This window comes from Nocardiopsis sp. TRM 82005 (genome assembly GCF_056312425.1).
The window spans coordinates 1-26,674 of sequence record NZ_JBWDTQ010000039.1 but is presented as its reverse complement, the minus strand read 5'-3'; the positions used below and the strand labels follow the sequence as shown (position 1 = coordinate 26,674).

Here is a 26,674-nt window from a genome sequence, read left to right as displayed (position 1 = left end):
CCGCTACGGTTGCCGCATGCGTTTCGGGGTGCTGGGTCCGCTGGCGGTGCGGACCGACGACGGTGAGCCCGTCCGGATCCGCGACACCAAGGTCCGCGCCCTGCTGGCCTCCCTGCTTCTGGCCCGGGGACGGCTAGTGTCCGCTGACCGCCTCGTACGCGATCTGTGGGGCGACACGCCGCCCGCGCGTCCTGCGGCCGTCCTCCAGGCCCGGGTCTCCCAGCTGCGCGGCGACCTGGAGCGCGCCGAATCCGGGGCCCGCTCCCTGGTCCGCCACCGCGCGCCCGGCTACCTGCTGGCGGCCGACGACGTCGACGCCACCCGGTTCGAGACTCTTCTGCTCAGGGCGGCACGGGGCGCGGACCCGCGCGAACGCGTCGACCTGCTCACCCGGGCCCTGGATCTGTGGCGCGGCCCCGTGCTGGCGGAGTTCGCCGAGACCGAACCGGCCCTGTCCGCCGCGGTTCGCTGGGAGGAGCTGAGGACGGCCGCCCTGGAGGACCGGGCCGAGGCCTGCCTGGACCTGGGCGAGCACGCCGCGCTGGCCGCCGAACTGGCCGACGTGGCAGCCCGCCACCCCTACCGCGAACGCCTGCACGCCGCCCGCATCCGCGCCCTCTACGGCGCGGGCCGCCAGAAGGAGGCGCTGGCCGCCTACGAGCGGCTGCGCTCCCGACTGGCCGACGAGATGGGTATCGACCCGGGGCCCGCGCTGGTGGCCCTGCACCGGGCGGTCCTGGCCCAGGACCCGGCTCTGGAACCCGTAACGGGCACCGCGCCTTCGACCGGTGCCACGGCGGTCGAGGGCCCGGACCTCGCCCCGGACACGGCCGCCCACGGGCGGACAGCCCGCCCGTACGGGATTCCGCCCCTTCCCGCTCCGGTCGGGGACCTGATCGGCCGGGACGAACAACTCCACGATCTGCGCTCCCTTGTGGGTGTGCGGCGGCTGGTCACCCTCACCGGTCCCGGCGGGGTCGGCAAGACACGTCTGGCCCTGGCGACGGCACGCGCCCTGGCCCCCGACAGGGCCCTGCTCGTGGAGCTGGCCGCTCTCGTGCCCGGCGGCGATCCCGTTCCCGCCCTGGCCGCCGCCTTGCGGATCCGCGACGACGATTCCGCGACCGGTTCCGGCCCGTCCGAACGGATCGCAGAACTCCTACAGGACAGGCACGTCCTGCTCGTCCTCGACAACTGCGAGCACGTGGCCGACCCCGTGGCGGACACAGTCTCCCGCTTCCTGAGGTCCGTGCCCGACCTGAGTGTCCTGGCCACCAGCCAGGCCCCCCTGAACGTGACGGACGAGTACCTGTACGCGGTACCTCCGCTGGACCTGCCCGAACCCGGCGCTGACGAGCCCGCGGTCATCGCCGCATCCGGGGCGGTGCGGCTCTTCGCCGAGCGCGCCCGGGCGGCCGCGGCCCCGTTCACCCTCGACGCCGGCACCGCCCCGGCCGTGGCCGCGGTCTGCCGACGCCTGGACGGCATCCCCCTCGCGCTCGAACTGGCCGCCGCCCGGCTGCGGCACATGCGCGTGTCCGATCTCGCCGCCCGCCTGGACGACCGCTTCGCGCTGCTCGGGGGCGGTCGCCGCGACGCCCCCGCCCGCCAGCGGACCCTGCGGGCGATGATCGACTGGAGCTGGGAGCCCCTCTCCGCGTCCGAGCGCGCCGTGCTCAGCCGTCTGGCGGTGCACGCCGACGGCTGCGACCTGTCCACCGCCGAGGCGGTGTGCTCCGACCCCGGTACCGTCCCGGCCGGGGAGGTGCTGGGTCTGGTCGGCGCGCTCGTGGACCGGTCGCTGGCCATGGCCGTCGACCACCCCACCGGGACCCGGTACCACCTGCTGGAGTCGGTGGCCGCCTACGCCCTCGAACGGCTGGAGGAATCCGGGTGCGCCCGCCGGGCCCGGGCCCGCCACGCCGCCCACTTCGCCGACTTGGCCGAGCACGCCGACGCGCGGCTGCGCGGCCCCGAGCAGGGCTACTGGCTCCGGTGCCTGGACGGTGAATCGGCGAACCTACGCGCGGCCCTGGCCTTCGCGGTGGAGGAGGGCGACGCCCGTTCGGCGCTACGCCTGGCCAACGCCCCGGTCTGGTACCGCTACCTGCGCGGGCGCGCCGGAGAGGCGCGCACCACTCTGGACGAGGCCCTGTCCGTGCCGGGAGGCCCTCCCGGAGCCGTGGCCGAGGCACGTGTGTGGCGGGCAGCCCTGGCCGTGCCCGCCTCCGAGGAGGGCCGGTACCGAAGCGCCGCCGTCCACGAGGACCTGGCCCGGGTGGAGGACCCGGCGACGCGCGCACGACTGGCCTGGTTCGTGGAGTTCGCCAGTTGGGGGCTCGGCGATCCGGCGCGTGCCACCGACCGGATGGAGCGGTCCCACGAGGACCTTCGACGGGCGGGCGACGGCTGGGGAGCGGCGGTCGCCCTGGTCGCCCTGGTCGGCCTGGCCCAGGCGGCGCTCGGGCGGGGCGACCTCGCCGGCGCCCGGAGCCGGGCGCGGGAGGCAGAACGTGCCCTGCGCGCACTCGGCGACCGGTGGGGGGTCCTTCAGGCGTCCGACGTCCTCGCCCAGGTCGCGGAGGCGTTCGGCGTCTTGGGGGAGACGGCTCGGCTCCATGAGGAGGGACTGCGCATCGCCGAGGAGTTTCGGCTGTGGCACACGGTCTCGCTGAAGCTGTCCGGACTGGGTCGGGTGGCCCTGCTCGGGGACGACCTGGAGCGCGCCGACGTCCTACACGAGCGGGCACTGCGTGTGGCGGAGGAGAACGCGGACGTGGTGGGTGAGCAGTTCGCGGACGCCGGGATCGTCCTGGCCGCCCGCCGCCGGGGCGATCTGGACCGGGCCGAGCGGTTGCTGCGCCGACACCTGGAGTGGAACCGGCACGCGGACGGCTGGATCGGTACCGCGTTCATCCTGACGCAGCTGGGATTCGTCGCGGAGCAGCGAGGCGACGCGGAACAGGCGTTGGAGCTGCACGGGCGGGCCCGGGTGGAGGCCGAACGCGGCGGAGACCCCCGAGCGGTCGCCCTGGCGTTGGAGGGGCTGGCCGGGGCGACCGCGCTGGCAGGCGAGCGCGGCCGTGCGGCGGGGCTGTTGGATCGGGCCGAGGCGCTGCGCGAGCAGACGGGGGCGCCGCTGGCGGTCGCGGAGCGGTGGGACGTCGACCGGATCACCGGGCGGCTGGCCGAGTGACCGGGCGGCCGCCCGGACGTGGAACCGGCGCAGGCCGAGCACGCCGGTCACTCCGCCGCTCCGGGGCGGACGATCATGAGCACGACGACGACCGACCACACCAGGTTGTAGATCCCGGCGAGCATCGACAGCGTGCGCAGCCCCTGGGGGTCGCCCGGCTCGCGGAGAGCGTCGCGCTGGCGCGGGTAGATCTGCGCGGCGAGCAGGACGCCTGCGGCGGCGGTCAGGAGCATTGCGACGGTGATCCAGAGCTCGCCCATCCGGCCCTGGAGGAGGGCCAGGGCGATCCCGGCCACGGGGACGATGACCCCGGCGATGGTGTAACCGCGGGTGATGCGGTGCAGTAGTGCGGCCACGGCGGGGTTGCGCTCACCGGAGGAGCGCGCTCCGGGCCGCGTGTCCGCGGCTGGGCCGACGGTGGCGGGGACGCCGTCGGCGATCGGCACGAACCGGGGGAAGAGGCTGGTCGCGACGGCCGAGCCGCCGACGAACACGATGGCGGCCAGTACGTGGACCGAGAGCAGCAAGTGTTCCATGGGGTCTCCCTCATCCTTCAGGTTGCCTGAAGCCTACCCCCTGCTTCAGGCAATCTGAAGCAGGGGGTGGTCCACGACCCGGAAGGGCCGCTGGAAGAGGGAAGGCGTCGGTCAGGAGGCGCCCGGGGCGCCGAACGCGGCGCGTATGGCGTCGCCTACCCGCCGCTGGACGGGATCGGCGTCCGGTCCGAACATCCCGATGTCCACCGCCGACACAGCCTCCTTCGACGCGTCGAGCAGGCGGGCGCCCTCGGGCGTGAGCTCGATCGCCGAGGCGGTCCCGGCGCGGGCCGTGTGGTCGCGCACCAGCCCGGCGGCGGCCAGCGACTTCACAGAGCCGTGCACGCTCTGGACCGTGACCCCCGACATCCGCGCCAGCTCGCTGAAGGAGGCACCCGGAACCCCGGCGATGTGGCCGAGCAGTCCGAGCCGGGCCACCGTGAGGTCCAGAGGCGCCAGCGCGGTGTTCAGTTCGGCTTCGACCCTGCGCGCCAGGGTCAGGATGATGATGGACGGACTGGTCACGGGCGGACCGGGGCGGTGGTTCTCGGTGCTCACCCTCCCAGTCTCTCCCACCGCGCGGGGCGGCCCCGCCTGCCCGGAGCACTCGGCCCGGTGCTGTGCCCGGAAGGTGCCGTGGAAGCGTCTGATGCCCACCAGCGACGTTTCCAGCCGGTTCCTAGCGGGTGAAGTCGTCGGGGCCCCGGGCGGGGCCGTGGTAGAACTCGCGCGTCGGCTCGTCGTCGGGCACAGGCGGGTAGGTGGGGCCCTCCTCGTCGGGCACATGGTGGGTGCCGATCTCCATGCCCCAGGTCCGCATCGCTCTGGCGACCGCGTTGCGCAGGTCGGGGAGCATCGCGTACAGCGCGTCGCCGGGGCAGGCGGTGGCGTTGAAGTCGCGGTGGCCGAGGATCGCGCTGTGCGGGTCCAACCTGTAGGCCCCGCACAGCCACGACAGTGTCTCCACCAGGGACTCGGTCAGGGCCGTGGTGGGCCTCTCGTGCGTGTAGAGGCCCTCGTTCTCGATGCCGACACAGGTGCTGTTGTTGTTGGCCACGTGAGCCCCCACGACGTGGCTGCCCTCGCGGATGGCGGGGAAGGAGCGGTTGCGGCCCTCCATGATGTGGCCACCGCGGCTGATGGTCAGCTGTTGCCCGGTGTCGGCCCAACCGTTGCTGTCCATGTGGAAGTTCTGGATCGACCGGGACAGGGCCCGGGCGTGGTCGAGCGAGTAGTCGGTGCTGTTGGCCGTCGCGGTGTGGTGGACCAGGATGTAGCGGGGCGGGACGGCCAGGATCTGGGTCGGACTCGACGGCGGCCGGGCGCCCCAGCTGGCTCTGGCGTACAGACGCGGTTCCGTCTCCCGGGCGGAGGCGCTCGTGGCGCCGACCGCGGTGAACGCCCCGCCGAGGATGGCGGCGCCCGAGGACACTGCCGCTCCGCGCAGGACGGTGCGTCTGTTCGGACCTGACCGGTGGGTGTTGGGCATGGGTGATCCTTTGGCTCGTGTGGTTACTTGCCAGCTGACAAAAGAACACGGACCACGCACGGTGCGTCAGCGGTTGCGCTGCGGATCTCCGTGTCCTCTTCCGGCCGGGACGTCGGTCCTCTGCCTCGTGGGCGGGGCCGGTCGATGGTGTACGGGCAGCGGGAAAACCATAGGGGCCGGAGGCGGGACCGCGAAGGTCCCGCCCCGGCCTTTGGTTCTCCTTTCCGCTGCCCGGGGCAAGTTTTTTCGAGCTCTCGCGGACGGCCCGCACGCGAAGGGGCCGCCGGATTCCCCACGCCCCTCGCCGGGGTGGTTTTGGCGGCGTTACCGCAGGCTGGCGCCGTGCGGAACGACCATGGAGAGCACCCGGGGCAGGCTCGCCCAGTCGCTGGTGACGGTGGTCGCCCCCGCCTCGGCGAGTTCGCGGACCCGGGCGGCGGCCTCCTCCTCGGAGGGAGCGCTCGGATCGATCGCCGGGGACACCGCGTGGGCGCCGGTCATCACCAGTAGGTAGTCGTTCCGGCCGTACCAGGATGTGTCGACTCCCTCGGTGTAGGAGGGGGCGCTTCCGTCGAAGACCACGAACCACGGGCGCAGATCCTCGGCGTAGCGCTCGCGCGGGTCCCCGCTTCGCGCGCCCAGCACGGCCGGGAACGTGGCCGCCTGGTCCAGGGCGTCCTCGGCGGCCAGGTCGCGCAGGCGCGTTGCCTGCTCCTCGTCCGTCCACAGGTCGTCGAAGGGGTTGCCCTGTTCGAGGGTTCCGGGGGTCAGGTAGACGATCACCCTTCCGGCCAGGGCGTCGCGGGAGGGCCAGCCGTCGGTGCGCACGGCCTCGTCCAGGGTGGTGTGGGTGTCAGCGAGCAGGTCGTCGGGGCGGAACAGGGCGTCGCCGAGGATCTGGTCGGTGAGCGCGTCGAATTCGGCGGGTCCCAGTCCGGAGGCGGCGTGGTAGCCCTTCTTCAGCTCGACCTTGAGAAGCAGCGGCCGGTGGCCGGGGTTGGCCTCGTGCCAGGTGCGCACGTCGCGCAGACAGTCGGTGAGGTCGCCGTCGACACCGCTGCGCAGCTGGTCGGGTGAGGTGGCTCCGGCGCAGTTGTTGTTCTGGCCGACCAGGTCGTGGTTGACCCGCCAGGAGCCGAACCACTCGTCGGCCCACACGTCCAGCTCCAGGAGCCCGGCACCGGAGTCGAGGGCGTCGGCGAAGTGGGGGAACGTGCCCTTGTCATAGGCGTTGTGCACACCCACGGAGGTGGTCTGGGAGAGGGCGCCCTCGGCGGCCGAGGCGCTGGCGGGGACGGCGGTCAGGGCGAGGGCGAACGCGGCGCAGGTGAGCGCGGCAGTACGAGCGGGGGGCATGGGGTCCTTCCGCGCAGGGGGTTACTGACTGGTTGTCAACCAAACACAGGTAACCGTCTGTGCGCAAAGGGTCATACGACGGAAAATGACGCGGGGCCCAACGGGACACGAAGTCCCGTCGGAGTCCATATGGGTTTCGGTCAGGCCGCGGGCTCGGCGGGCCGCTCCTTCTCCTTCGCACTGGGCGTCAGCCGCCCGGTGCGGTGCAGCCACCAGTCCGCGACCAGGGTGCCCGCGGGAGGTACGGACGCGGCCAGGGCCGCCAGGGTCGGCCACAGGCTCCAGCGCAGGTGGAGCGCGGCGACGATCGTGACGACCACGTAGAGCATGAAGGCTCCGCCGTGCAGGGGGCCGAAGAGGTGTACGCCCGCCTCGTCACCGCTGCCCAGGTACTTGACGTACATGCCGCCCAGGAGGCCGAACCAGGTCAGGGCCTCGATGACCGCCACCACGCGGAAGACGGTCGCTGTGACGCGGGGACTGATGCTCACGCTGTTCCTCAGACTCGTTCTGGCTCGACACCGGCGGTCCCGGGCCGGGCCCGGAACGATCCCAGGGTAGGACACGCTTCCGGGTGCCCCGCTTCGGGGCGGACGGTGCGGACACGCGGCGGGCGAGCCCGCGTACCCGCACCGGGTAGCCGCTAGGCCAGGGCTTCCACGACGGTCTCGGCGGCCTCGGCGACCAGGGCTTCGTCGTACTCGGCGTCCGCCTCGTCACGGCTGGACATGACCGCGAGGACGATGGGGTCGCCCTCCGGGGGCCACAGGACGGCGATGTCGTTACGCGTCCCGTACGCTCCGCCGCCCGTCTTGTCGCCGACCTCCCAGTTCTCGGGGACCCCGGCGCGGATCAGCTCGTCGCCGGTCGTGTTGTTGATGAGCATGTCGGTGAGTACGGCGCGCCGGTCCTCGGGCAGTGCGTCCCCGAGCGTGAACTTCTCCAGGCTCTCGGCCATGGCGCGCGGAGTACTCGTGTCCCGGGTGTCCCCGGGTGCCGCCTCGTTCAGCTCGGGCTCGATCCGGGCGGCCTCGATCACGTCGTCGCCGATCCCCTCCATCGCCTCGTCGAACCCCTGCGGGCCGCCCAGCTCATCGAACAGCAGGTTGGCGGCGGTGTTGTCGCTGTAGCGGACGGCGGCGTCGGTCACTTCCAGCAGGGTCATCCCGGTGTCCACGTGCTGCTCGGTGATCGGCGCGTAGCTGAGCAGGTCGTCCTCGGTGTAGGTGATGACCTCCTCCATCTCCTCGGGCGTGTTCTGCTGGAGTACCAGGCCCGCGGTGAAGGCCTTGTGGGCGGAGGCGTAGGCGAAACGCTCGTCGGGGCGCTGGACGACCTCCTCGCCGGTGCCGGTGTCCACCGCGTAGACGCCCAGCCGTGCGTCGAACTCCTCCTCCAGCCGCTCGAACTCGCCGGCGAGCTCGGCCGAGGCGTCGGCGGCGTTGGAAGCCGCCGACGCCTCCGACTCCGGGCCGGAACCGGAGGCCCCGCAGGCGGTGACGGGGATGAGGGTGAACGCGGCCAGGGCCGCGAGCCCGGTACGTCGGTCGGGTGAAAGCAGCATCTGTCTGTTCTTCCTGTCCTGGGCGATGTGTGTCGCGCGACTGTTATGGACTACTTGGTCCAGAATGTGATCCGGCGCGGAGCGCCATGCGCGCCGCCGCCCCTGTCGGGTCGGCATCTGTCAGCAGTCTGACCACCGACAACGATGCTGTCCAAGACAGAAACGGCTACTTCCATGCCGAAACGGCATAGTGTGAGGCTATGGACCTCGTCGGCGCCTGTAAGGCGTTCGTGAGCGTGGGCGAGAGGGGCAGCTTCACCCTCGGAGCCGCCGCCGCGCGCATACCCCAGCCCGTCGCCAGCAGACGTGTCGCCGCCCTGGAGGAACACCTGGGCGCGCGCCTTTTCGACCGCTCCACCCGCCGCGCCACCCTCACCCAGTTCGGCCGCGACATGCTGCCCTCGGCCAGGCGCCTGGTCCAGCTGGCCGAGGAGATGGAGCACGACGCCGAACGGGCGATGCTGCGGCCCCTGCGCCTGGCCGTCCCCGACACCTGTTCCGCGCGCGACCTCGCCCTCCTGGGCGCCGAAGCCCGGGAGGAGGGAATCCACCTGGACCTCCGTCCCGCCGCCCCCGCCGCGCGGGCCGAGCTCCTGGGTTCCCGGGAGGTCCGCGCCGCCCTCTCCAGCGTGCCGCCGGGGGAGGCCGCCTGGTCGGTCCCGCTGGGCCTGGGGAGCGCCGGAGAGCCCCGGGCCGGCGTCGTCTACGTCGAGACCCTGCGACTCGGCCGCGACAGCCTGTCCTCGCGCGGGCGACGTATCTGGCTCCAGCCCGAGGACGACGTCCCACACGTGCGCGACCCCCTGACCCGCCTGCGCGACGCCGTGGGCCTGCGACCCGCGCAGGTCTCGGTCGCCGCCTCACTGGCATCGGCCGCCGCGGAGGTCCTGAGCACGGACGACCTTCTGCTGTGCTCATCACGGCAGGCCGAGGACCTGGGGTTGTGCTGGCGGCCGACGGGTGAGATACGCCTGGCCCGGGGCTACGACGTGGTCGCCGAGACCGGGGACGAGAGCGAGCGCATGCGCACACTCCTGCGGCTGAGTATCGCCCGGTGCCTGGGCGCGCCGACCGAAGGGGGGAACGGATGAACACCACGGCCCTGATCCGCGGGCTGCGCGGCGAACTCGACGAGGCGGGCCTGCACGGATCGTTCCTCGTACGGGACCTGCACACGGGCGAGGAACTGGGCATCGAGCCGGATCTGGAGTTCTCCACGGCCTCGCTCGTCAAGGTCCCCCTCGCGATCGCCGTGCTCGAACGGATCCGGGCGGGGGAGATCGACGGCGGCGCACAGCTCCTCGTGCAGCCGGGCGGGAGCACCGTCCCGGGACCCACCGGGCTGAGCAGGTTCCGCCACCCGGCCCGGATCAGTGTCGAGGACCTGCTCTACCTCAGCATGTGCCTGAGCGACAACACCGCCACGGAGACCCTCTTCGGGCTCACACCGCCCGAACGGGTCGCCGCGTCGCTGCGCGCGGCCGGTCTGCGGGGCATCACCGTTCGGCACACGATGCGCGACCTCAACGAGACCCCCGCCGACCGGCTCGGCCCCGACGAGGTCCACCTCGCCCACTCCCTGGCCATCGGCGAGGGCACCGCCGGGCGCGGCCACCGGATCCCACAGCTCGACGTGACCCGCGCCAGCTCCGGTTCGGCCCGGGCGTTCACCGATCTTCTGGAGGCCCTGTGGACCCCCTCCCGGATCGCCCCGGACGTGGCCGCCCGGGTGCGGGAGCTGATGGGCGGCAACGTGCTGCGGCAGCGCCTGGCGCCCGACTTCACCTCCGACGCCTCCCAGTGGTCGTCCAAGACGGGGACCCTGCTCAACCTGCGCCACGAGTGCGGGGTGGTCGAGCACACCGACGGCCAGGCCTTCGCCGTCGCGGTGCTGACCGAGTCGCGGGTGCCCGCCTTGCACCAGCCGGGGGCCGAGGCGCTCATGGCGCGGGTGGCGCGTTCCCTGCGCGACCACCTGCGCGCGGGGCAAGGATGACCGGTGGTGACTGGTCCGGGGAAGCCGGGTCACGCTCCCGGGGTGGCGGAACCATCCCGGTGAGCCAGCGGACTCAGCTCCGTACGGGAAGGCCGAGCGCGGGGGCCAGCCGGGCCAGAACCCCCAGGAGATCGCCGTCGGCGGCCAGCGGCTGGATCGCGACGTGGTCCGCGCCCGCCTCCAGGTGTCCGTGCAGGTCCATTGTCGCGGACTCCGGGCCGCCCTGAGCGACCAGGGCGTCGACCAGCGCGTCGCTTCCGCCGTCGGCGAAGTCGGCGTCGGTGAAGCCGAGGCGCCGGAAGTTGGCGAGGTAGTTGACCAGGCCCGCGTCGAGGTAGGGGCGCAGCCCCTGCCTGCCGACCGCCCGCGTCTGCTCGCGGCCGCCGCCCAGGGCCACCTTGTGCTCGGGGGCCAGAAGCGGGCCGTCACCGAGTTCCTCCCTCGCGGCGCGCGTGAACTCGGGGTTGACCAGGTACGGGTGGCTGCCGACGGCGCGTTCGGCGGACATGCGGAGCATCCGCGGTCCCAGCGCGGCGACGACGCGCCGGTTCTCGGGGACACCCTCCCTGTCGAGGACGCGCAGGTAGTCCACCACCGCCTGGAAGGGTTTTGCCGCTTCGGGGCCGTTCGCCTCACGGTGTCCCGCGCCGATGCCGAGCAGGAACCGTCCGGGGTGCTCGGACTCGATCCGGCGGAAGGAGGCGGCCACCGCTGCGGCGTCCGCGCTCCAGATGTTGACGATGCCGGTCGTGACCGCGATCCGCGACGTCGCAGACAGGGCGGTGGCCACGGTCTCCAGGTCGGCGCCGGGAGACGCGCCGACCCAGATGGTTCCGTAGCCGAGGCGTTCGATCTCCGTGGCCGTCTCGGCGGTGAGGTCGGACTGCCGGATCCACACACCGTGGGTCCCCAGGTCTACGGATGTGGCGCTCAGGCTCATGGAAAGGCTCTCCTTGGTGGTGTGTCGGCGGGGACGCCGTTCCCGTCCGTCCCGCCGGTCGGGCCGTGCCCTGTCCTGCCCGGCCACATTACGCTCACCAGGGGTGTTTGCTCCACTTCGCTTCGGAGTGTCCGCCGGGTCGCCGTGAGCCGCTCCCGGAAGAGGCCCACAACGGGTGCAGGTGGGTGGCGGCGCCCGCGTGCACGGCCTCGGAGACCGCGTCCAGCACCGGTGAGCGCAGGTTCCACCGCTGCCAGTACAGGCGCACGTCCACCGGGCGGCCCGGGGCCAGCGCCACCAGCCGCCCGGCGTCGATGTCAGCCGAGCACTGGCGCTCGGGGACCACACCCCAACCGAACCCGAGCACGACCGTCCGGGCGAAGTCCTCCGAGGCCGGGATGTGGTGCCGGGGCCCGGAGGGCTCGCTTCCGGTGGCCTCGCGCAGGAACCGGTCCTGTAGGTCGTCCCTGCGGTCGAAGTTGACCACCGGGGCCTGTGGGAGCAGATCCGGGTCCGCCCGGCCACCCAGGTACTCCTCGTTGAAGTCGGGGCTGCACACGGCTTGGTAGCGCATCGAGCCGAGCCCGGCCACGGTGCACCCCTGGACCGCCTCGGGGGTGGAGGTCACGGCGGCCATCACCGTGCCCGAGCGCAGCAGTGACGTGGTGTGCTCCTCGTCCTCGCGGTGGATCTCGAAGACCGCGCCCAGGTCGGCGGGCAGGTCGGCCAGCGCCTCCAGGAACCAGGTGGACAGGCTGTCGGCGTTGACGGCCAACGGCACCGACACCCGGCCCCGCTCCTGGCCGCCCAGCCGGAGCTCGGCGGCGGTGTCCTGGTCCAGCAGCAGCACCTGGCGGGCGTAGCGCAGCACGGCGTCCCCGGCCGCGGTGGTCCGGACGGGGTTCGTGCGCTGCACCAGGACCTTGCCCGCCGCCTGTTCCATCGCCCTGACCCGCTGGGACACGGCCGAGGCCGTCACGTGCAGGCGCCGCGCGGCGGACTCGAAGGTGCCCTCGTCCACCAGGGTGGTCAGGGTGTTCAGGTGGTCGAACTGAAACGGCATATTAAGCCTCTCTCATGCTTCCTAAGAAAGTTTAGCTTTACTGCATGTGGTGCTCGGTCCTACCGTTCGGACGGTGAACGCGACATTTCTTCTTCCCGCCCTGCTCGGTTTCGGTACCGGACTGGCGCTCATCGTGGCCATCGGCGCCCAGAACGCCTACGTCCTGCGGATCGGCATCGAAGGCCGCACGAGCACCGTCCTACCGGTGGTGCTGGTCTGCGCCCTGTCCGACGCCGTACTCATCGCGGCCGGGGTCCTCGGTGTCGGCGCCGTCGTCGAGGCCGCTCCCGTCGCCGTCGTCGTGGTCCGCCTCCTCGGAGCGGGCTTCCTCATCGTCTACGGCCTGTCCGCGGCGCTCCGGGTCCTGCGTCCGGGCGCGCTCGTGGTCAGCGGTGCCCTGCGGGACGGCCGCCGGGCCGCCGTGGTGACCGCGCTGGTGCTCACCTGGCTCAACCCGCACGTGTATCTGGACACGGTGGTCTTCCTCGGTTCCCTCGCCAACCAGCAGGACGGTGGCGCCCGCTGGTGGTGGGCGGCGGGCGCCGTCACGGGCAGCTTCACGTGGTTCCTGGGCCTCGGTTTCGGCGCCCGGCTGCTGCGCCCCCTCTTCGCCAGGCCGGGTGCCTGGCGCGTCCTGGACGCGCTCATCGCCGCCGTCATGCTCACCCTGGGCGCGCGCATGGCCCTCGGAGCATGAGGCCCGCCCGTCCACGGCGCCGCCGTCCCCGTTCTGTCCGGCTGCGCACACCCTGGTCATAAAACGTTTCAAGCTCAGAGATGTCCGCTGACCAGGGGGCTCCATGGGTAGGTCTTGACATGCAGGAAGAGCTGGGGGTAGTTTCAGCGAAACCTGAGTGAAACGATTCAATTACCTCACTCGCCGGTCTCGCCGGCAGGTGTGCCCTCCCCGAACGGAGCCCCACCGTGGCAGCACTCCCCGAACGCCGCGCGGACGCCCTGGACGTCCTGCGGCGCCAGCACATCGAACTCCCCTCCTGGGCGTTCGGGAACTCCGGGACCCGGTTCAAGGTGTTCGCGCAGCCCGGTGTCCCCCGCGACCCCTGGGAGAAGGTCACCGACTCCGCCCAGGTGCACCGCCTCACCGGCGTCGCCCCCACGGTCGCCCTGCACATCCCCTGGGACAAGGTGGACGACTACGCCGCACTCGCCGCCCACGCCCGCGACCTGGGCATCGGCATCGGCACCATCAACGCCAACGTCTTCCAGGACGACGACTACAAACTCGGCAGCGTCACCAACGCCGACCCGGCCGTGCGCCGCAAGGCGATCGACCACCTGCTGGAGTGCGTGGACGTCATGGACGCCACCGGATCGCGCGACCTCAAGCTGTGGTTCGCCGACGGCACCAACTATCCCGGCCAGGACGACCTGCGCACCCGCCAGGACCTCCTCGCCGAGGCCCTGTCCGAGGTCTACGACAGGCTCGGCCCCGACCAGCGCATCCTGCTGGAGTACAAGCTCTTCGAGCCCGCCTTCTACGCCACCGACGTCCCCGACTGGGGCACCGCCTACGCCCACTGCCTGGAGTTGGGCGAGAAGGCCGTGGTCTGCGTCGACACCGGCCACCACGCCGCGCACACCAACATCGAGTTCATCGTCGCGTTCCTGCTGCGGGCCGGGAAGCTCGGCGCCTTCGACTTCAACTCGCGCTTCTACGCCGACGACGACCTCATGGTCGGCGCCGCCGACCCCTTCCAGCTCTTCCGCATCATGTACGAGGTCGTGCGCGGCGGCGGCCTGGCCGCCGACACCGGGGTCGCGTTCATGCTCGACCAGTGCCACAACATCGAGCCCAAGATCGCCGGGCAGATCCGCTCGGTCATGAACGTGCAGGAAGCCACCGCCAAGGCCCTGCTGGTGGACACCGACGCGCTCGCCGCCGCCCAGCGCGAGGGCGACGTCCTGGCCGCCAACGCCGCCCTGATGGACGCCTACAACACCGACGTGCGTCCCCTGCTCGCCGACCTGCGCCAGGACCAGGGGCTGGACCCCGACCCCATGGCCGCGCACGCCCGTTCCGGCTACGTGGAGCGTGCCGTCGAGGAGCGCAAGGGCGGCGCCCAGGCCGGGTGGGGCGCGTGAGCCAGCAGCCGACCACGCCAGAGCACAGCAGCACCGAACAGGGAGACACCGTGTCCGACTCCGTCGTCGAACAACTCCTCGCCCGCAGCAACACCCTCGGCTCGGATCCGCGCAACACCAACTTCGCGGGCGGCAACGCCTCCGCGTCGGGCACCCGTACCGACCCCGTCACCGGTCAGCCCGTCGACCTGCTGTGGGTCAAGGGTTCCGGCGGCGACCTGGGCACACTCACCGAGGACGGCCTGGCCGTGCTGCGCCTGGACCGTCTGCGCGCCCTCGTGGACGTCTACCCCGGCGAGGAGCGCGAGGACGAGATGGTCGCCGCCTTCGACCACTGCCTGTTCGGCAAGGGCGGCGCCGCACCCTCCATCGACACCGCCATGCACGGTCTGCTGAGCGCCGCGCACGTGGACCACCTGCACCCCGACTCCGGCATCGCCCTGGCCACCGCGGCCGACGGTGAGCGCCTGACCCGCGAGTGCTTCGGCGACCGCGTGGTGTGGGTGCCCTGGCGCCGCCCCGGCTTCCAGCTCGGCCTGGACATCGCCCAGGTCGCCGAGGAGAACCCGAACGCCATCGGCGCCGTCCTGGGCGGTCACGGCATCACCGCCTGGGCCGAGACCAGCGAGCAGTGCCAGGCCAACTCCCTGGAGATCATCCACACCGCCGAACGCTTCCTCGCCGAGCAGGGCCGGCCCGAACCCTTCGGCCCCGCCCTGGACGGCTACGGCGCGCTGCCCGCCGACGAGCGCCGCGAGCGCGCGGCCGCCCTGGCCCCCGTCATCCGCGGCCTGGCCTCCACCGACCACCCGCAGATCGGCCACTTCACCGACAGCGACGTGGTCCTGGACTTCCTGGCCTCGACGGAGCACCCGCGCCTGGCCGCGCTGGGCACCTCCTGCCCCGACCACTTCCTGCGCACCAAGGTCCGCCCCCTGGTGCTCGACCTGCCCGCCGGCACGCCGCTGGAACAGGCCGTCACCCGGCTGCGCGAGCTGCACGAGGAGTACCGGGCCGAGTACCGCGCCTACTACGAGCGCCACGCCGACCCCGACAGCCCCGCCATGCGCGGCGCCGACCCGGCGATCGTTCTGGTCCCGGGCGTGGGCATGTTCTCCTTCGGCAAGGACGCCAAGACCGCGCGCGTGGCGGGCGAGTTCTACGTCAACGCCATCAACGTCATGCGCGGCGCCGAGGCGGTCTCCACCTACCGGCCCATCGAGGAGTCGGAGAAGTTCCGCATCGAGTACTGGGCGCTGGAGGAGGCCAAACTGGCCCGCCTGCCCAAGCCCAAGCCTCTCGCCACGCGGGTCGCCCTGGTCACCGGCGCGGCCAGCGGCATCGGCAAGGCGATCGCCACCCGGCTGGCGTCCGAGGGCGCGTGCGTGGTCGTGGCCGACCTGGACGCCGACAAGGCCGCCGGGGCCGCCGCCGAGCTGGGCAACGCGGACAAGGCCGTGGGCGTGGCCTGCGACGTCAGTGACGCCGACGCGGTCGCCCGCGCCCTCAACGAGGCCGCGCTGGCCTTCGGCGGGGTGGACCTGGTGGTCAACAACGCCGGGCTGTCCATCTCCAAGCCGCTGCTGGAGACCACCGAACGCGACTGGGACCTGCAACACGACGTCATGGCCAAGGGGTCCTTCCTGGTCTCCCGCGAGGCCGCCCGCGTGATGACCGCCCAGGGCATGGGCGGCGACATCGTCTACATCGCCTCCAAGAACGCCGTGTTCGCCGGGCCCAACAACGTCGCCTACTCCGCGGTCAAGGCCGACCAGGCCCACCAGGTGCGGCTGCTCGCCGCCGAGCTGGGCGGCGAGGGTATCCGGGTCAACGGCGTCAACCCCGACGGGGTGGTGCGCGGCTCGGGCATCTTCGCCGGTGGCTGGGGAGCCCAACGGGCCAAGGTCTACGGTGTCAAGGAGGAGGACCTGGGTGCGTTCTACGCCAAGCGCACCATCCTGGGTCGCGAGGTGCTGCCCGAGAACGTCGCCAACGCGGTGTTCGCGCTGACGGCCGGGGAACTGTCGCACACCACCGGCCTGCACATCCCCGTGGACAGCGGCGTCGCCGCCGCGTTCCTGCGATGAGCGCCGCCAGCGACGCGGCCGCCGGGGGCACGGCGGTCCACGCGGCCGTCGACCTGGGCGCCTCCAGCGGACGGGTCATCACCGGACGGATCGAGGACGGCCGACTGCTCACCGAGGAGGTCGCCCGCTTCCCCAACGAGCCGGTCACCGTGCCCGCCGAAGGCCGCTCCACCCTGCACTGGGACGTGCTGTCCCTGTACGCGGGCGTGGTCGCGGGCCTGCGGCGGGCCGCCCGTCCCCACGGACTGGCCTCGGCGGGGGTGGACTCCTGGGCGGTGGACTACGGGCTGCTGGACGCCGACGGCGCCCTGCTCGGAAACCCCGTCCACTATCGCGACTCACGCACGGACGGGGCCTCCGCACGGGTGTTCGCACACCTGCCCGCCGACGAGATGTACGCGGTCAACGGTCTACAGGTACAGCCGTTCAACACGCTGTTCCAGCTCGCGGCGGCCTCCGGGGCCGCCCAGCTGGCGGCCGCCCGGGACCTGCTGCTGTTGCCCGACCTGCTCGGGTACTGGCTGACGGGGGAGCGAGTCGCCGAGCTGACCAACGCCTCCACCACCGGCATGGTGGACGTGCACGCGCGGCGATGGGCGGACGCGTGCCTGGACCTGCTCGGGGAGCGCTTCGGAGTTCCCGCGCGGGACCTGCTACCAGCGCTGGTCGAGCCCGGAAACGTCGTCGGGACCATCCGGGAGGCGGCCGGGGGAGCGGGACCCGCGGGCACGCCGCTGGTGGCGGTCGGATCCCACGACACCGCCTCCGCCGTGGTGGCCGTCCCCGCCGCCACACCCAACTTCGCCTACGTCTCCTCGGGGACGTGGTCGCTGGTCGGGGTGGAGCTGGAGGCCCCCGTGCGCACGGAGGCCGGACGGGCCGCCAACTTCACCAACGAGCTGGGCGTGGACGGTACCGTTCGCTACCTGCGCAACGTCACCGGCCTGTGGCTGCTCCAGGAGTCGCTGCGCACCTGGCGCGGGCAGGGACGCGAGGTGGACCTGCCCGACCTGCTGGAGCGGGCCGCCCGAGTGCCAGAGCTGTCGTGCGTGGTGGACGTGGACGATCCCCGGTTCCTGCCGCCGGGCGACATGCCCGCGCGGATCGCCGCGTTCGCCGCCGAGACCGGGCAGCGCCCGCCGCAGACCGACGCCGAGGTGGCGCGGTGCGTGGTGGACTCCCTCGCCCTGGCCTATCGGAGGGCGGTCCACCAGGCCGCCGAGCTGAGCGGAACCGACGTGGACGTGGTCCACGTGGTCGGCGGGGGGTCGCGCAACGCCCTGCTGTGCCAGCTCACCGCGGACGCCGTGGGCCTGCCGGTCGTCGCCGGGCCCACCGAGGGCGCCGCCATCGGCAACCTGCTGGTGCAGGCACGCGCGGTCGGGGCGGTGACGGGCGGTCTTGCCGACCTGCGCCGGATCGTCGCCGGCTCCACCGAGACCCGTCGCTTCGAGCCGACCGGACCGCAAGCCCCGTGGGAGGCCGCCGAGCGGCGGCTGTGGAGCTGAGGTTCAGTCCCCGGGGGACCGCCGGTGTTCCGCCCCGGCGGTCCCCCGGCAGTTGTATGTCCGGCGTCATCAGCCAGGCACCCGTAGAGCTTTCAGCGGTGAGCAACCAAGACTGTGGTTGTTCCTCAGCCCGGGCCCTACGGGTGCCTGGCTCAGGTCCACCGAACGCCCTACCAAAACCCCTGCGGCGGGCCACCGCTGCCAGCTCTACGGGCGCCCACGCAAGACGCTCGGCTGGAATACCCCAGCCGAGTGCCTCGCTAAGCTGCTCGCAGCGAGCAACTAGTCATTGGTGTCGCAACGGTCCCCGGAATCCGCCACCTGAGCACCGGCCCCGCCACCGCCGTGCGGTGGAGGTCGTGCGTCAGTGGGACGTGCGCGTGCTGCGTCGGCCGAAGCCGCGGAGCATGCCCTCCTGGTCCTCGGCGGTACGCGGACGCGGGGCCGTGGGCTGCGCCCCCTCCTCCGACTCCACGGCCGCTTCGGGCCGCGCCCCGGTCTGCACGGTCGTCCAGGCCACCGGCCAGAACGCCACGATCGCGGCGACGGCCATCACGTAGAAGGCCCAGAACGGCGGAGCCGCCATCGCCCGGGCTGTCACGACCAGCGCGACAGCCACCAGTGCCGTCAGCCGTCGGCCCATGATCGCGCCGCGGACGACACCCAACGCGAACGCCAGCGTCCCGAGCACGAAGGCCACGGAACCGCTGATCAGCAGCGTCATGAACCACGGGTTCACGGCCTCGATCAGCGCCGCGGGGTCGACACCCGTCTCGATCGCGCCCGCGATGGTCATCTCGATCGCGGGCAGCCCCGCGAGGAGCACGAAGCCCACGATGACCAGGGGGAAGGCCCACGAACTCCACCGCTCCTCGCCCACGTCCCTCAGACGCTCGCGCAGGGCATGAAAAGCGAGGGCGGCCAGTGCGAAGGCCACCAGCGTCAGCAGGTGCGCGGCGGCCCAGCGGGTGGTGTCGGCCTCGACTGCCTCCGCGACGACCTCCGGGGGCGGCGCGGCCGTCCACAGCGGGTGCGGGGGAAGGCTACCGGTCGGCCCGCATGGGCCTCGCGGGTTCCCCGGTTCCGGGGGGAGGGCGGGACCGGCTCCGGACTCCGCCCACGTCGTCTCGGGGACGGGTCTTTCCGGCATCCGCCGTGTTCAGTCGCGGCGTGTCCTGGGAAACCTTCTATGGCTTGATGTGAGGAGCACCGCACTGGTCCGGGTTCGAGCGGCTGTCCGCCGATCCCGCGCGAGGACTGCGTCGGAACGGACGTCTTCACCGTCCGCGCAGCTGAGCCTGGAGAGCCCCGGCGGAGCGCTGCGGACGCGCGACACCACCCGTGGAGAGGACGGACCCGCCATGAAGGAATCCAGTGCCGCGGAGCGGATGCTCGGCGGTCTTCTCGGCGCCAGCCACACGATGGCCATGGAGGACCTGCCGGGCCATGTGGTCGCCTACGCGGACCCCGCCGGGCTGTACCGGGTCCGGATCTACGTGGCCGACGTGCGCCAGGAGATGCTGCTCCTGCTGACCGGACGCGGATCGGATGCAGGCCAGGACCCCGGTGGGTATCCCACACCACTGCGCATCGACGGAACGCTGGCGGGGCGCTCCTTCCAGACCGAGAAGACCCTTCGGGCCTCCTCGGAGGAGGACGACCAATACCGCTGGTGGGTGCCGATGCTGGACGGGACCGAGCGCATGGGGCTCCTCTGGGTGGAGACCTCCGTCGAAGACGCACGGACCCACTGGCTCATGCACCAGCTGGCGTCCCTGATCGCGCTGCTGCTGGTCAGTAAACGGGTACACAGCGACTCCTACGCCAGGCTGATCCGCGTCCAAGAGATGAGCGTGGCGGCCGAGATGCAGTGGAACCTGATGCCGCCGCGTACCTACATCGACGAACACGTGACCATCGACGCCGCCCTGGAGCCCGCCTACCACGTCAGCGGCGACGCCTTCGACTACGCCATGGCGGACAGGAACGTCCACGTGGCCATCTTCGACGCGATGGGGCACGACACCGCCGCCGGGCTGACCGCGAACCTCGCCGTGGCGGCCTGCCGCAACCACCGCCGCCAGGGCGGCGACCTGGCCGAGGTCGCCGCGGGTATCGAACACACCCTGCTCGCCGAGTTCGGGCAGAAGTACAACACCTTCGCCGAGGACGGCCTCTTCGCGCACACACGCTACGTCACCGCCGTCCTGGTCAGCCTGGACACCCGCACCGGCATGCTCACCTGGACCAACCACGGCCATCTGACGCCCGTCATCATTCGGGAGGGGCGCTGGGTGAGCACTCTGGAGTGCGAGCCCTCCCACCCGCTGGGCTCGGACCTGGGCCTGCCGGTCACCACGTGCAGTGAACAGTTGCAGCCCGGCGACCGTGTCATCCTGTACACCGACGGCATCACGGAGGCACGCAACACGGACGGCCGCGAGTTCGGGCTGGACCGGTTCCTGGAGTTCATCCTCCGCCACCACGCCAGCAGCCTCCCCGTTCCGGAGACCCTGCGGCGCCTCATCCACAGCGTCATGGACTACCACGGCGGACATCTCCAGGACGACGCCACCGTCCTCCTCCTACAGTGGCACGGCCCCTGAGAGCCTGTTTCGTCCTGGCCCGGACCTTTGCCGGACGGCTGCACGCCCCGCCCGGAGCGGTCCCGGAAAGGACCCGCCCCGCGCGGAGCCGGGCTCAGGCCTTGCGTGCCAGGCCACAGTACTGGGGGATGTCCCGTGCCTCTCCCACCTCGGTGGGCTCGGGCCGCCAGCGCATGACGGAGACCACCCCGGGGTCGACCAGTTCGAACCCGTCGAAGAAGCGGGTGAAGTCCTCCACCGAGCGCATGTGGTACGGCTGAGCGACGCTCTCCTGCCAGCGCTTCATGGCCTCCAAGGCGCGTTCACCGGTGATCGCGTCCATGTGGGCGAAGACGCCGTCGCACACGGCCAGGAAGCTGCCCGGCGCCAGGGCGTCCATGTACGTGCGCACGATGCCCAGGGCTTCGTCGAGGTCGCCGAAGTGGCCCATCGTGCCCAGCAGGGTCAGGGCGACGGGGCGGCTCAGGTCCAGGGTCTGACGGGCGGCCTCCAGCACCGTGTCGGTCTCACGCAGGTCCGCTCCCACGAACCGGGTCCGGCCCTCGTCGGTACCCACCAGCAGGGCGCGCGCGTGCGCCAGCACCAGCGGGTCGTTGTCAACGTAGACCACGCGCGCGTCCGGGGCGTGGGCCTGGGCCACCTCGTGGGTGTTGTCGGCCGTGGGCAGGCCGGTGCCGATGTCCAGGAACTGGCGGATCCCCTTCTCCTGGACCAGATGGGTGACCGCGCGGCGCAGGAAGAGGCGGTCGCCCCGGGCGGTCTCGACCACCTGCGGTACGAGATCCCTGATGGTGTCGCCCACCTCGCGGTCCACGGGGTAGTTGTCCTTGCCGCCGAGCCAGTAGTTCCACACCCGAGCGGTGTGCGCGACGGTGGTGTCGATGGGGGTGTCCGTCATGGGGACCTTCCGTCTGAGGACGATGCGGGCGAAGTGGTACACGCAGTCTTGTGCGTCCGCCACACGCCCGCAACCTGAAAAGCCCTGCCGGAAGGCCCTGCTGTTGCGGGCTTTTCGCTCGGGACCCGTGACATGAGAAGTCCTCCCCCGGGGGGGGCGGTTCCGGGGAGGGCGCTCTCACGTGCGGAGATGGTCAGTCGGTGGCCGGCTCTGCCGGCGCCTTCGCCTCCGAGAGCGGGGCCTCCTCGGCGGACTCCCGCGGAGCGTTCGGCAGGTCGATGCTGTCGCGCAGCCGGACACGCGGTAGGAACAGCGCCGTGACCAGGCCGAAGACGGCTATCGCCGTGGCGACGAGGAACAGGTCGCCGGTGGCCGAACCGTAGGAGCTCTCGACGACCTCGCGCAGGAACGGCGGCATACCCGCCAGATCCAGGGTGTTGGCGTCCCCGCCTCCGGCGGTGGGGCTGATTCCGGCTTCGGACACGCCCTGGGTGATGTTCGATGCGACCCGGTTGGCCAGGAAGGCGCCCAGTACGGACACTCCCATGGTGCCGCCCAGGGTACGGAAGAAGGTCACCGTGCCGCTGGCCGCACCGATCTCGCGCAGCGGGACGGAGTTCTGCACCACCAGGACCAGGTTCTGCATGGACATGCCGACTCCGAGGCCCATCAGCAGCATCCCCCCGCAGACGATGGCCAGGGACGTGGACTCGTCGATGGTGGACAGGGCGAGGAAGCCCAGTGTCAGCAGCACCATGCCGGTGACCACGTAGGGCTTCACCCGGCCCGAGCGCGAGACCATGCGCCCGGACACGGTCGCCGAGACCATGGTGCCCAGCATGAGCGGAGCGGTCAGCAGACCGGCCTGGGTCGGGGAGTATCCGCGTGCCAGCTGGAAGTACTGCCCGAGGAAGACCGCGCCGCCGAACATCGCCATGCCGACCGCCGCGCTGGCCAGGATGGCGATGACCGTCTCCCGCCGCATGACCAGGTGCAGGGGCACGACCGGCTGGGCCACGCGCGACTCCACCCACACGGCCAGGGCGAGCAGCACGACGCTTCCACCGACCATGGCGCCGGACTGCCAGGAGACCCAGGCGAAGTCGCCGTCCACGAAGGTCACCCACAGCAGCAGGAGGCTGACACCCGAGGCGATGAGCGCGGCGCCCGCGTAGTCCACCCTGGTCTCGGGGCGGCGTACGTCGGGCAGCTTGAGCGTGCGGCTGAGCACTACCAGGGCGATGAGCATGAACGGCACACCGATGAGGAAGCACCAGCGCCATCCCAGGCCGGGCAGGTCTGTGAGGAGGCCGCCGATCAGCGGCCCGCCGACGGTCGCCACGGCCATCACCGCGCCGATGTAGCCGTTGAGGCGTCCACGTTCCTTGGGGCTGACCAGTGAGGCGATGATCACCTGGACCAGGACCTGGGAGGCGCCCATCCCCAGTCCCTGCACGACGCGGAACGCGATCAGCTGGCCGGTGGTCTGCGCGAAACCGCACAGCAGCGAGGAGGCGACGAACAGCACGATCGACAGTTGCAGCAGCCTCTTCTTGTCGAACAGGTCGGCGAGCTTGCCCCAGATCGGGGTGGAGGCGGTGGAGGCCAGCAGCGCCGCGGTCACCACCCAGGTGTACTGCGACTGGGTGCCCTCCAGGGCGCCGACGATCTGCGGCAGGGCGACCGACACGATCGTGCTGCTGAGCATGGTCACGCCCAGCACTGTGAGCAGCCCGCTCAGGGAACGCATGATCGGTGGCCGCCCGGTTTCGGGCAAGGGGCGTGAAGTGCTCAAGGACTGACCTCTGCGGGAAGGAAGGCGCGGCTCCGGTGGGCCGCGGAGACTGCTCGGAGGATGCTCACCAGGCAAAAATGCATATTCGGCATTTTTGCACTCCATGTAGAATAGCACCGTGGACAGGACCCAGGGACTCCGGGAACGCAAGAAGGACGACACCAGGCGGGCGGTGTACACCGCCGCCCTGCGGCTCACCGTGGAACACGGGTTCGACCAGGTCACCACCGAGGCCATCGCCGAGGCCGCCAACATCTCCCGGCGCACCTTCTCCAACTACTTCGCCTGCAAGGAGGACGCGGTCCTGTACGGAGAGCGGCTCTACATGCGGACCCTGGTGCGGTCCCTGCGCGAGCGCCCCGCCGACGAGGATGCCTGGGTCGCCCTGCGCGCCTCCGCGCGAGACCTCTACGCGTCCTGGAACCCCCAGCCCGACCGCGGATGGGCCCTGCGCACACGCCTGGCCCGCAAACACCCCTCACTCCTGGCCCAACAGCTCACCAACCACGCCACACTCGCCCGCGACCTGGAGCAGGCCCTGTCCGGAAGGGAGCATCCGGACGAGATACGCACCGAACTCCTGGTCGCCGTCTACCTCGCCGGTCTGCGCGTGGGCTTGAACACGTGGATCGACGAGGAGGAGCCCCGAGACCTGTCGGAGGTCGTCGAGGAGGTCCTGGACGAGGTCGAGGCGCCGTTCGACAGCTGAGGACCGGAACCGTGGGAATACTGGGGCCCATGGACGACCTGACACTGTCCTTGCTGCCGCCGGTCACCGTCGGCTGCTCCCACGAGCACGCCGCCTGGCCCGGGACCGTGAGCGTCTCCGCGACCACCCTCTACGCGGTCGTCAAGGACATCGCCTCCTCCCTCGGCGACACCAGGCTCGTACTGGTCAACGGGCACGGCGGCAACCACGTGCTGGCCAACCTCGTCCAGGAGTCGGACGGGCGTATGGCGCTCTTCCCCGGCCCCCACGACTGGGAGGCCGCCCGGACCGCCGCCGGGATGGCCACCGACAACGCCCGCGACATGCACGCCGGGGAACTGGAGACCTCCGTGCTCCTGCACACCCACCCGCACCTGGTCCGGCCCGGGTACGAGCACGCCGACCACACCACGGGCGGGCGCGACCACATGCTCACCGTGGGGCTGGCTCCCTACACCGCCTCGGGGGTGGTCGGCCCTCCCTCGCTGACCACGGCCGCCAAGGGTCGCGCCCTGCTCGCCGCGCTCGCCGACGCCTTCACCGGGTACCTGGCGGCGCTGGAGGAGCCGCCCCAGCAGTACCGCCGCGCCGGGCAGGGCGGCGTTCCTTCCTCCGAGCCCCAAGGCCCGAGGCGTCCGCGCGCATGACGCGAGCCCCTCCGGGCAGGCTCCAAGCAAAGATTTCGGGTAACTGACACCGCGTAAAACGAGCCGAAGGGTCACCGATGACCTCTTTCGTCTTCGCCGTGTTCTCGTTGGCGCACCTGTGCCTGACCGTCTGGCTGGTCAGACTGGCGCTCGTACGGCGCTCCTCGCACACCTGGCTGGTCGCGGCCGTGGCCGCCGGGCTCGTCTACGACAACGCGATCGTGGCACTGGGCTCCTCCGTTGGCGCCGGTGACCTCCTGCTCGTACTGAACCTGCCACGCTTCGTCGTGCACGCTCTGGTCACTCCGCTCCTGGTCGTCTTCGCGGTCGGGGCGGCCCGTGACCTCGGGCTCGCCTGGGCGCGCACGCGAGCGGTCCACGCAGGGTTCTCCGTGCTGGCGGCCACGCTGATCGTCTACGGTGTGGTGGCCGATCTCGTCGGGCTCACCCTGGTGCCGGGCCGCGAGGGCGACGCGCTGCGTTACTCGGCCGCCGAGCCGACCGTGCCGGTCCCGTCCGTGGTGACCATCGTGGTGCTGCTCCTGGTCGGTGTGGCGCTGCTCGTGCGGGCGCGCAGCGGATGGATGCTGCTGGGTGCCGCGACCATGCTCGCGGTCTCGGCCGTGCCCAACGCGCCGCTGGCGGTGGGCAACCTGGGCGAAGTGGCGCTCATCGCCGGGCTCGCCCTCACCGCGCGGAAGGCTGGTCACGCCTCTCCGTGCCCCTTGGCGTGACCTGGTTAAACTCCTGTCCCCGCGATGCGGGGCATTCCGTTGGGAGACCTCTGCGGCCGTTGAGGACCGTTGGGGGAGGTTCCCGTCTCCCAAAAATCTCCCACTCGCGGGTGGGAGACGCCCGTCTCCCACCCGGGCGGGCTGAGGGCCTTGTGCTCCGTGAAGGCTCCTCGGCCCGCCCGGGCGGGCCGGCCGCGAGACGGTCCCCTTCTTGACCACGGACGGTAATGGACCTGGGCGTCCAGTTGCGTCGACACATCGCGGTGGGGCCCTGCCCTCGCAGGCCTGGTCCTGCGGTGTGCCGCGACCGCCCCGGGCCGGGGGGGTGGACGTGCGGTTGCCGTGGCGCCGAGGAAGAACAGGGCCGAGACCCCCGCCCGGCAGGGGGCCACACGGTGGCCTTTGTATGACGTGGGGGCCCATATGGGAAAGCCTTCGCCGCATTCACGGGTGAGGGGGCCTGTTGTCCGGTTGTTCCAGCCGGTGGCCGCTCAGTGAGGTTTTCTCAGCGAAACGGGGGCCAGAAAACCGGATCAAGTGCACGAAAGAGACAGGAGCAGACATTGGATAATCACCCCACACAGACGTGAAGCCCCTGGTAGGACGGTTCTCTTCCACAAGATCGTCCACTGAACCAGAGGCCTCACGTTGGTCCCCTATGCTGCCATGCTCGACGTCCCCCGCCACGTAGCCGAGTTCCTCGCCCGGCACCTGGCCGCACACCGCCGCATGATCGGCACCCCGCAAGGCTCCCCAACCCTGAGCCCGTTCCGCCAAGCACTCTTCGCCCTGCGCTGGTTCCGCGAAGCCGGGTGCCTTCACCGCCTGGCCCGCGACGCGCACATCTCCCAGGCCACCGGCTACCGCTGCCTGCACGAGGCCATCGATGTCCTGGCCGACCAGGCCCCCGACCTGCACCACGCCCTCCCGCTGACCAGCGACAACCGTGCTCACAACCGGCTCCTGCGTAGCACCCGCGCTCTGGGCGAACGAGCCGCCGCCGAGCTGAAGCAGCGCTGGCGGTCCCTGAAGCACGTCACGCTGAGCCCGAGCCGGACCGGAGCGATCGCCCAGGCGGCCCTCATCCTCAACAACGCATGGCGATAGAATTCGCTGAGAAAACCTCACTGTCGGTCAGGTCACCACGTGCCATACCGACGTGCTATCAGTTCGGGTGCCCGCCCTGGAGGCGAACGCCCAAACTGTGACCAGAACTTAGAACACGCCCTAGCACGGGACTATGAGCGTGGCCAGGCGGTGTCCGAGGCGATGGTGCGCTGGGCCGAGATCGGTCAGATGGCTCGCCGCTTGGCGCGAGGACGTGATGTCGTTCGCCAGCGTGCTTGGACGAGCCAGGACCTCATTTCCTGACCCTTCTCAAACATGCTCTCAGCTTGTCGTTTAACCTGTCCGGTTTCTGTGTTCTGTCAGAGTCACAGCACGTTTG

23 protein-coding genes are annotated in these 26,674 nt (G+C 71.5%); 12 read left to right on the top strand and 11 right to left on the bottom strand.

The annotated features are described in order from the left end of the window. The first annotated feature begins 16 nt into the window (after nucleotides 1-16). On the top strand, nucleotides 17-3,196 hold the full coding sequence (locus AC0T5L_RS25440) for an ATP-binding protein (protein ID WP_476168018.1): 3,180 nt from the start codon (nucleotides 17-19) through the stop codon (nucleotides 3,194-3,196). Between the two features lie 47 nt (nucleotides 3,197-3,243). On the opposite strand, the gene AC0T5L_RS25435 is transcribed toward AC0T5L_RS25440, so the two are convergent. The 6 genes from AC0T5L_RS25435 to bla all read right to left on the bottom strand — a co-directional run bounded on the left by AC0T5L_RS25435 (nucleotide 3,244) and on the right by bla (nucleotide 8,141). Next, a complete protein-coding gene (locus AC0T5L_RS25435) occupies nucleotides 3,244-3,732 on the bottom strand; it encodes a hypothetical protein (protein WP_476168017.1) in 489 nt (162 codons plus the stop codon). A 111-nt stretch (nucleotides 3,733-3,843) separates the two neighbouring features. Continuing rightward, on the bottom strand, nucleotides 3,844-4,290 hold the full coding sequence (locus tag AC0T5L_RS25430; RefSeq protein ID WP_476168016.1) for a MarR family winged helix-turn-helix transcriptional regulator: 447 nt from the start codon (nucleotides 4,288-4,290) through the stop codon (nucleotides 3,844-3,846). 121 nt (nucleotides 4,291-4,411) lie between these two features. After that, nucleotides 4,412-5,221 carry a peptidoglycan recognition protein family protein gene (locus tag AC0T5L_RS25425; protein WP_476168015.1) on the bottom strand — a complete coding sequence of 270 codons (810 nt, stop codon included), beginning with the start codon at nucleotides 5,219-5,221 and terminating at the stop codon, nucleotides 4,412-4,414. A 324-nt stretch (nucleotides 5,222-5,545) separates the two neighbouring features. Then, nucleotides 5,546-6,577, bottom strand: coding sequence for a phosphatidylinositol-specific phospholipase C domain-containing protein (locus AC0T5L_RS25420; protein ID WP_476168014.1), 1,032 nt, complete (start codon nucleotides 6,575-6,577; stop codon nucleotides 5,546-5,548). Between the two features lie 140 nt (nucleotides 6,578-6,717). Continuing rightward, nucleotides 6,718-7,068 (bottom strand): DUF3817 domain-containing protein, encoded by a 351-nt coding sequence (locus tag AC0T5L_RS25415; protein ID WP_476168013.1) that lies wholly within the window; start codon nucleotides 7,066-7,068, stop codon nucleotides 6,718-6,720. A 152-nt stretch (nucleotides 7,069-7,220) separates the two neighbouring features. After that, nucleotides 7,221-8,141 (bottom strand): class A beta-lactamase, encoded by a 921-nt coding sequence (gene bla, locus AC0T5L_RS25410; protein ID WP_476168012.1) that lies wholly within the window; start codon nucleotides 8,139-8,141, stop codon nucleotides 7,221-7,223. Nucleotides 8,142-8,341: 200 nt separating this feature from the next. Between bla and AC0T5L_RS25405 the strand changes: the two genes are divergently transcribed. Both AC0T5L_RS25405 and AC0T5L_RS25400 read left to right on the top strand, forming a co-directional pair. Beyond that, nucleotides 8,342-9,232, top strand: a complete 891-nt coding sequence (locus AC0T5L_RS25405; protein ID WP_476168011.1) for a LysR family transcriptional regulator — start codon at nucleotides 8,342-8,344, stop codon at nucleotides 9,230-9,232. Continuing rightward, entirely contained in the window at nucleotides 9,229-10,137 is a 909-nt protein-coding gene (locus tag AC0T5L_RS25400) for a serine hydrolase (RefSeq protein ID WP_476168010.1), read from the top strand. Before AC0T5L_RS25405 ends, AC0T5L_RS25400 begins: the two co-directional genes overlap by 4 nt. Before the next feature lie 73 nt (nucleotides 10,138-10,210). Here AC0T5L_RS25400 and AC0T5L_RS25395 read toward each other — a convergent pair whose 3' ends face one another. Beyond that, on the bottom strand, nucleotides 10,211-11,077 hold the full coding sequence (locus AC0T5L_RS25395; protein WP_476168009.1) for a TIGR03620 family F420-dependent LLM class oxidoreductase: 867 nt from the start codon (nucleotides 11,075-11,077) through the stop codon (nucleotides 10,211-10,213). Between the two features lie 94 nt (nucleotides 11,078-11,171). Next, nucleotides 11,172-12,140, bottom strand: a complete 969-nt coding sequence (locus AC0T5L_RS25390; protein WP_476168008.1) for a LysR family transcriptional regulator ArgP — start codon at nucleotides 12,138-12,140, stop codon at nucleotides 11,172-11,174. 73 nt (nucleotides 12,141-12,213) lie between these two features. Here AC0T5L_RS25390 and AC0T5L_RS25385 point away from each other — a divergent pair, with 73 nt between their 5' ends. The 4 genes from AC0T5L_RS25385 to AC0T5L_RS25370 all read left to right on the top strand — a co-directional run bounded on the left by AC0T5L_RS25385 (nucleotide 12,214) and on the right by AC0T5L_RS25370 (nucleotide 17,838). Next, a complete protein-coding gene (locus AC0T5L_RS25385) occupies nucleotides 12,214-12,837 on the top strand; it encodes a LysE/ArgO family amino acid transporter (protein WP_476168007.1) in 624 nt (207 codons plus the stop codon). A gap of 227 nt (nucleotides 12,838-13,064) precedes the next feature. Beyond that, nucleotides 13,065-14,243, top strand: a complete 1,179-nt coding sequence (gene rhaI / locus AC0T5L_RS25380) for an L-rhamnose isomerase (RefSeq protein ID WP_476168006.1) — start codon at nucleotides 13,065-13,067, stop codon at nucleotides 14,241-14,243. Next, entirely contained in the window at nucleotides 14,231-16,330 is a 2,100-nt protein-coding gene (locus AC0T5L_RS25375; protein WP_476168005.1) for a bifunctional aldolase/short-chain dehydrogenase, read from the top strand. The genes rhaI and AC0T5L_RS25375 overlap by 13 nt, the downstream gene beginning before the upstream one ends. Continuing rightward, nucleotides 16,327-17,838 carry a rhamnulokinase gene (locus AC0T5L_RS25370; RefSeq protein WP_476168004.1) on the top strand — a complete coding sequence of 504 codons (1,512 nt, stop codon included), beginning with the start codon at nucleotides 16,327-16,329 and terminating at the stop codon, nucleotides 17,836-17,838. The genes AC0T5L_RS25375 and AC0T5L_RS25370 overlap by 4 nt, the downstream gene beginning before the upstream one ends. 364 nt (nucleotides 17,839-18,202) lie before the next feature. Here the strand turns inward: AC0T5L_RS25370 and AC0T5L_RS25365 are convergent, their stop codons facing one another. Further along, the gene (locus AC0T5L_RS25365) at nucleotides 18,203-18,988 is read right to left on the bottom strand and encodes a hypothetical protein (RefSeq protein WP_476168003.1); all 786 of its coding nucleotides are present in this window, start codon (nucleotides 18,986-18,988) and stop codon (nucleotides 18,203-18,205) included. A 211-nt stretch (nucleotides 18,989-19,199) separates the two neighbouring features. On the opposite strand from AC0T5L_RS25365, the gene AC0T5L_RS25360 reads away from it, so the two are divergent. Beyond that, nucleotides 19,200-20,444, top strand: a complete 1,245-nt coding sequence (locus AC0T5L_RS25360) for a PP2C family protein-serine/threonine phosphatase (protein ID WP_476168002.1) — start codon at nucleotides 19,200-19,202, stop codon at nucleotides 20,442-20,444. A gap of 94 nt (nucleotides 20,445-20,538) precedes the next feature. Here AC0T5L_RS25360 and AC0T5L_RS25355 read toward each other — a convergent pair whose 3' ends face one another. Beyond that, nucleotides 20,539-21,342, bottom strand: a complete 804-nt coding sequence (locus AC0T5L_RS25355; protein WP_476168001.1) for an SAM-dependent methyltransferase — start codon at nucleotides 21,340-21,342, stop codon at nucleotides 20,539-20,541. 193 nt (nucleotides 21,343-21,535) lie between these two features. Beyond that, nucleotides 21,536-23,092, bottom strand: coding sequence for an MDR family MFS transporter (locus AC0T5L_RS25350; protein ID WP_476168036.1), 1,557 nt, complete (start codon nucleotides 23,090-23,092; stop codon nucleotides 21,536-21,538). Between the two features lie 163 nt (nucleotides 23,093-23,255). Between AC0T5L_RS25350 and AC0T5L_RS25345 the strand changes: the two genes are divergently transcribed. From AC0T5L_RS25345 to AC0T5L_RS25330, 4 genes are all read left to right on the top strand, one after another. Next, the gene (locus AC0T5L_RS25345; RefSeq protein WP_476168000.1) at nucleotides 23,256-23,846 is read left to right on the top strand and encodes a TetR/AcrR family transcriptional regulator; all 591 of its coding nucleotides are present in this window, start codon (nucleotides 23,256-23,258) and stop codon (nucleotides 23,844-23,846) included. 29 nt (nucleotides 23,847-23,875) lie between these two features. Then, nucleotides 23,876-24,493 (top strand): creatininase family protein, encoded by a 618-nt coding sequence (locus AC0T5L_RS25340; protein ID WP_476167999.1) that lies wholly within the window; start codon nucleotides 23,876-23,878, stop codon nucleotides 24,491-24,493. Nucleotides 24,494-24,570: 77 nt separating this feature from the next. Beyond that, on the top strand, nucleotides 24,571-25,227 hold the full coding sequence (locus AC0T5L_RS25335; protein WP_476167998.1) for a hypothetical protein: 657 nt from the start codon (nucleotides 24,571-24,573) through the stop codon (nucleotides 25,225-25,227). A 648-nt stretch (nucleotides 25,228-25,875) separates the two neighbouring features. Further along, on the top strand, nucleotides 25,876-26,334 hold the full coding sequence (locus AC0T5L_RS25330) for a transposase family protein (protein ID WP_476167997.1): 459 nt from the start codon (nucleotides 25,876-25,878) through the stop codon (nucleotides 26,332-26,334). The last annotated feature ends 340 nt before the right edge of the window (nucleotides 26,335-26,674 follow it).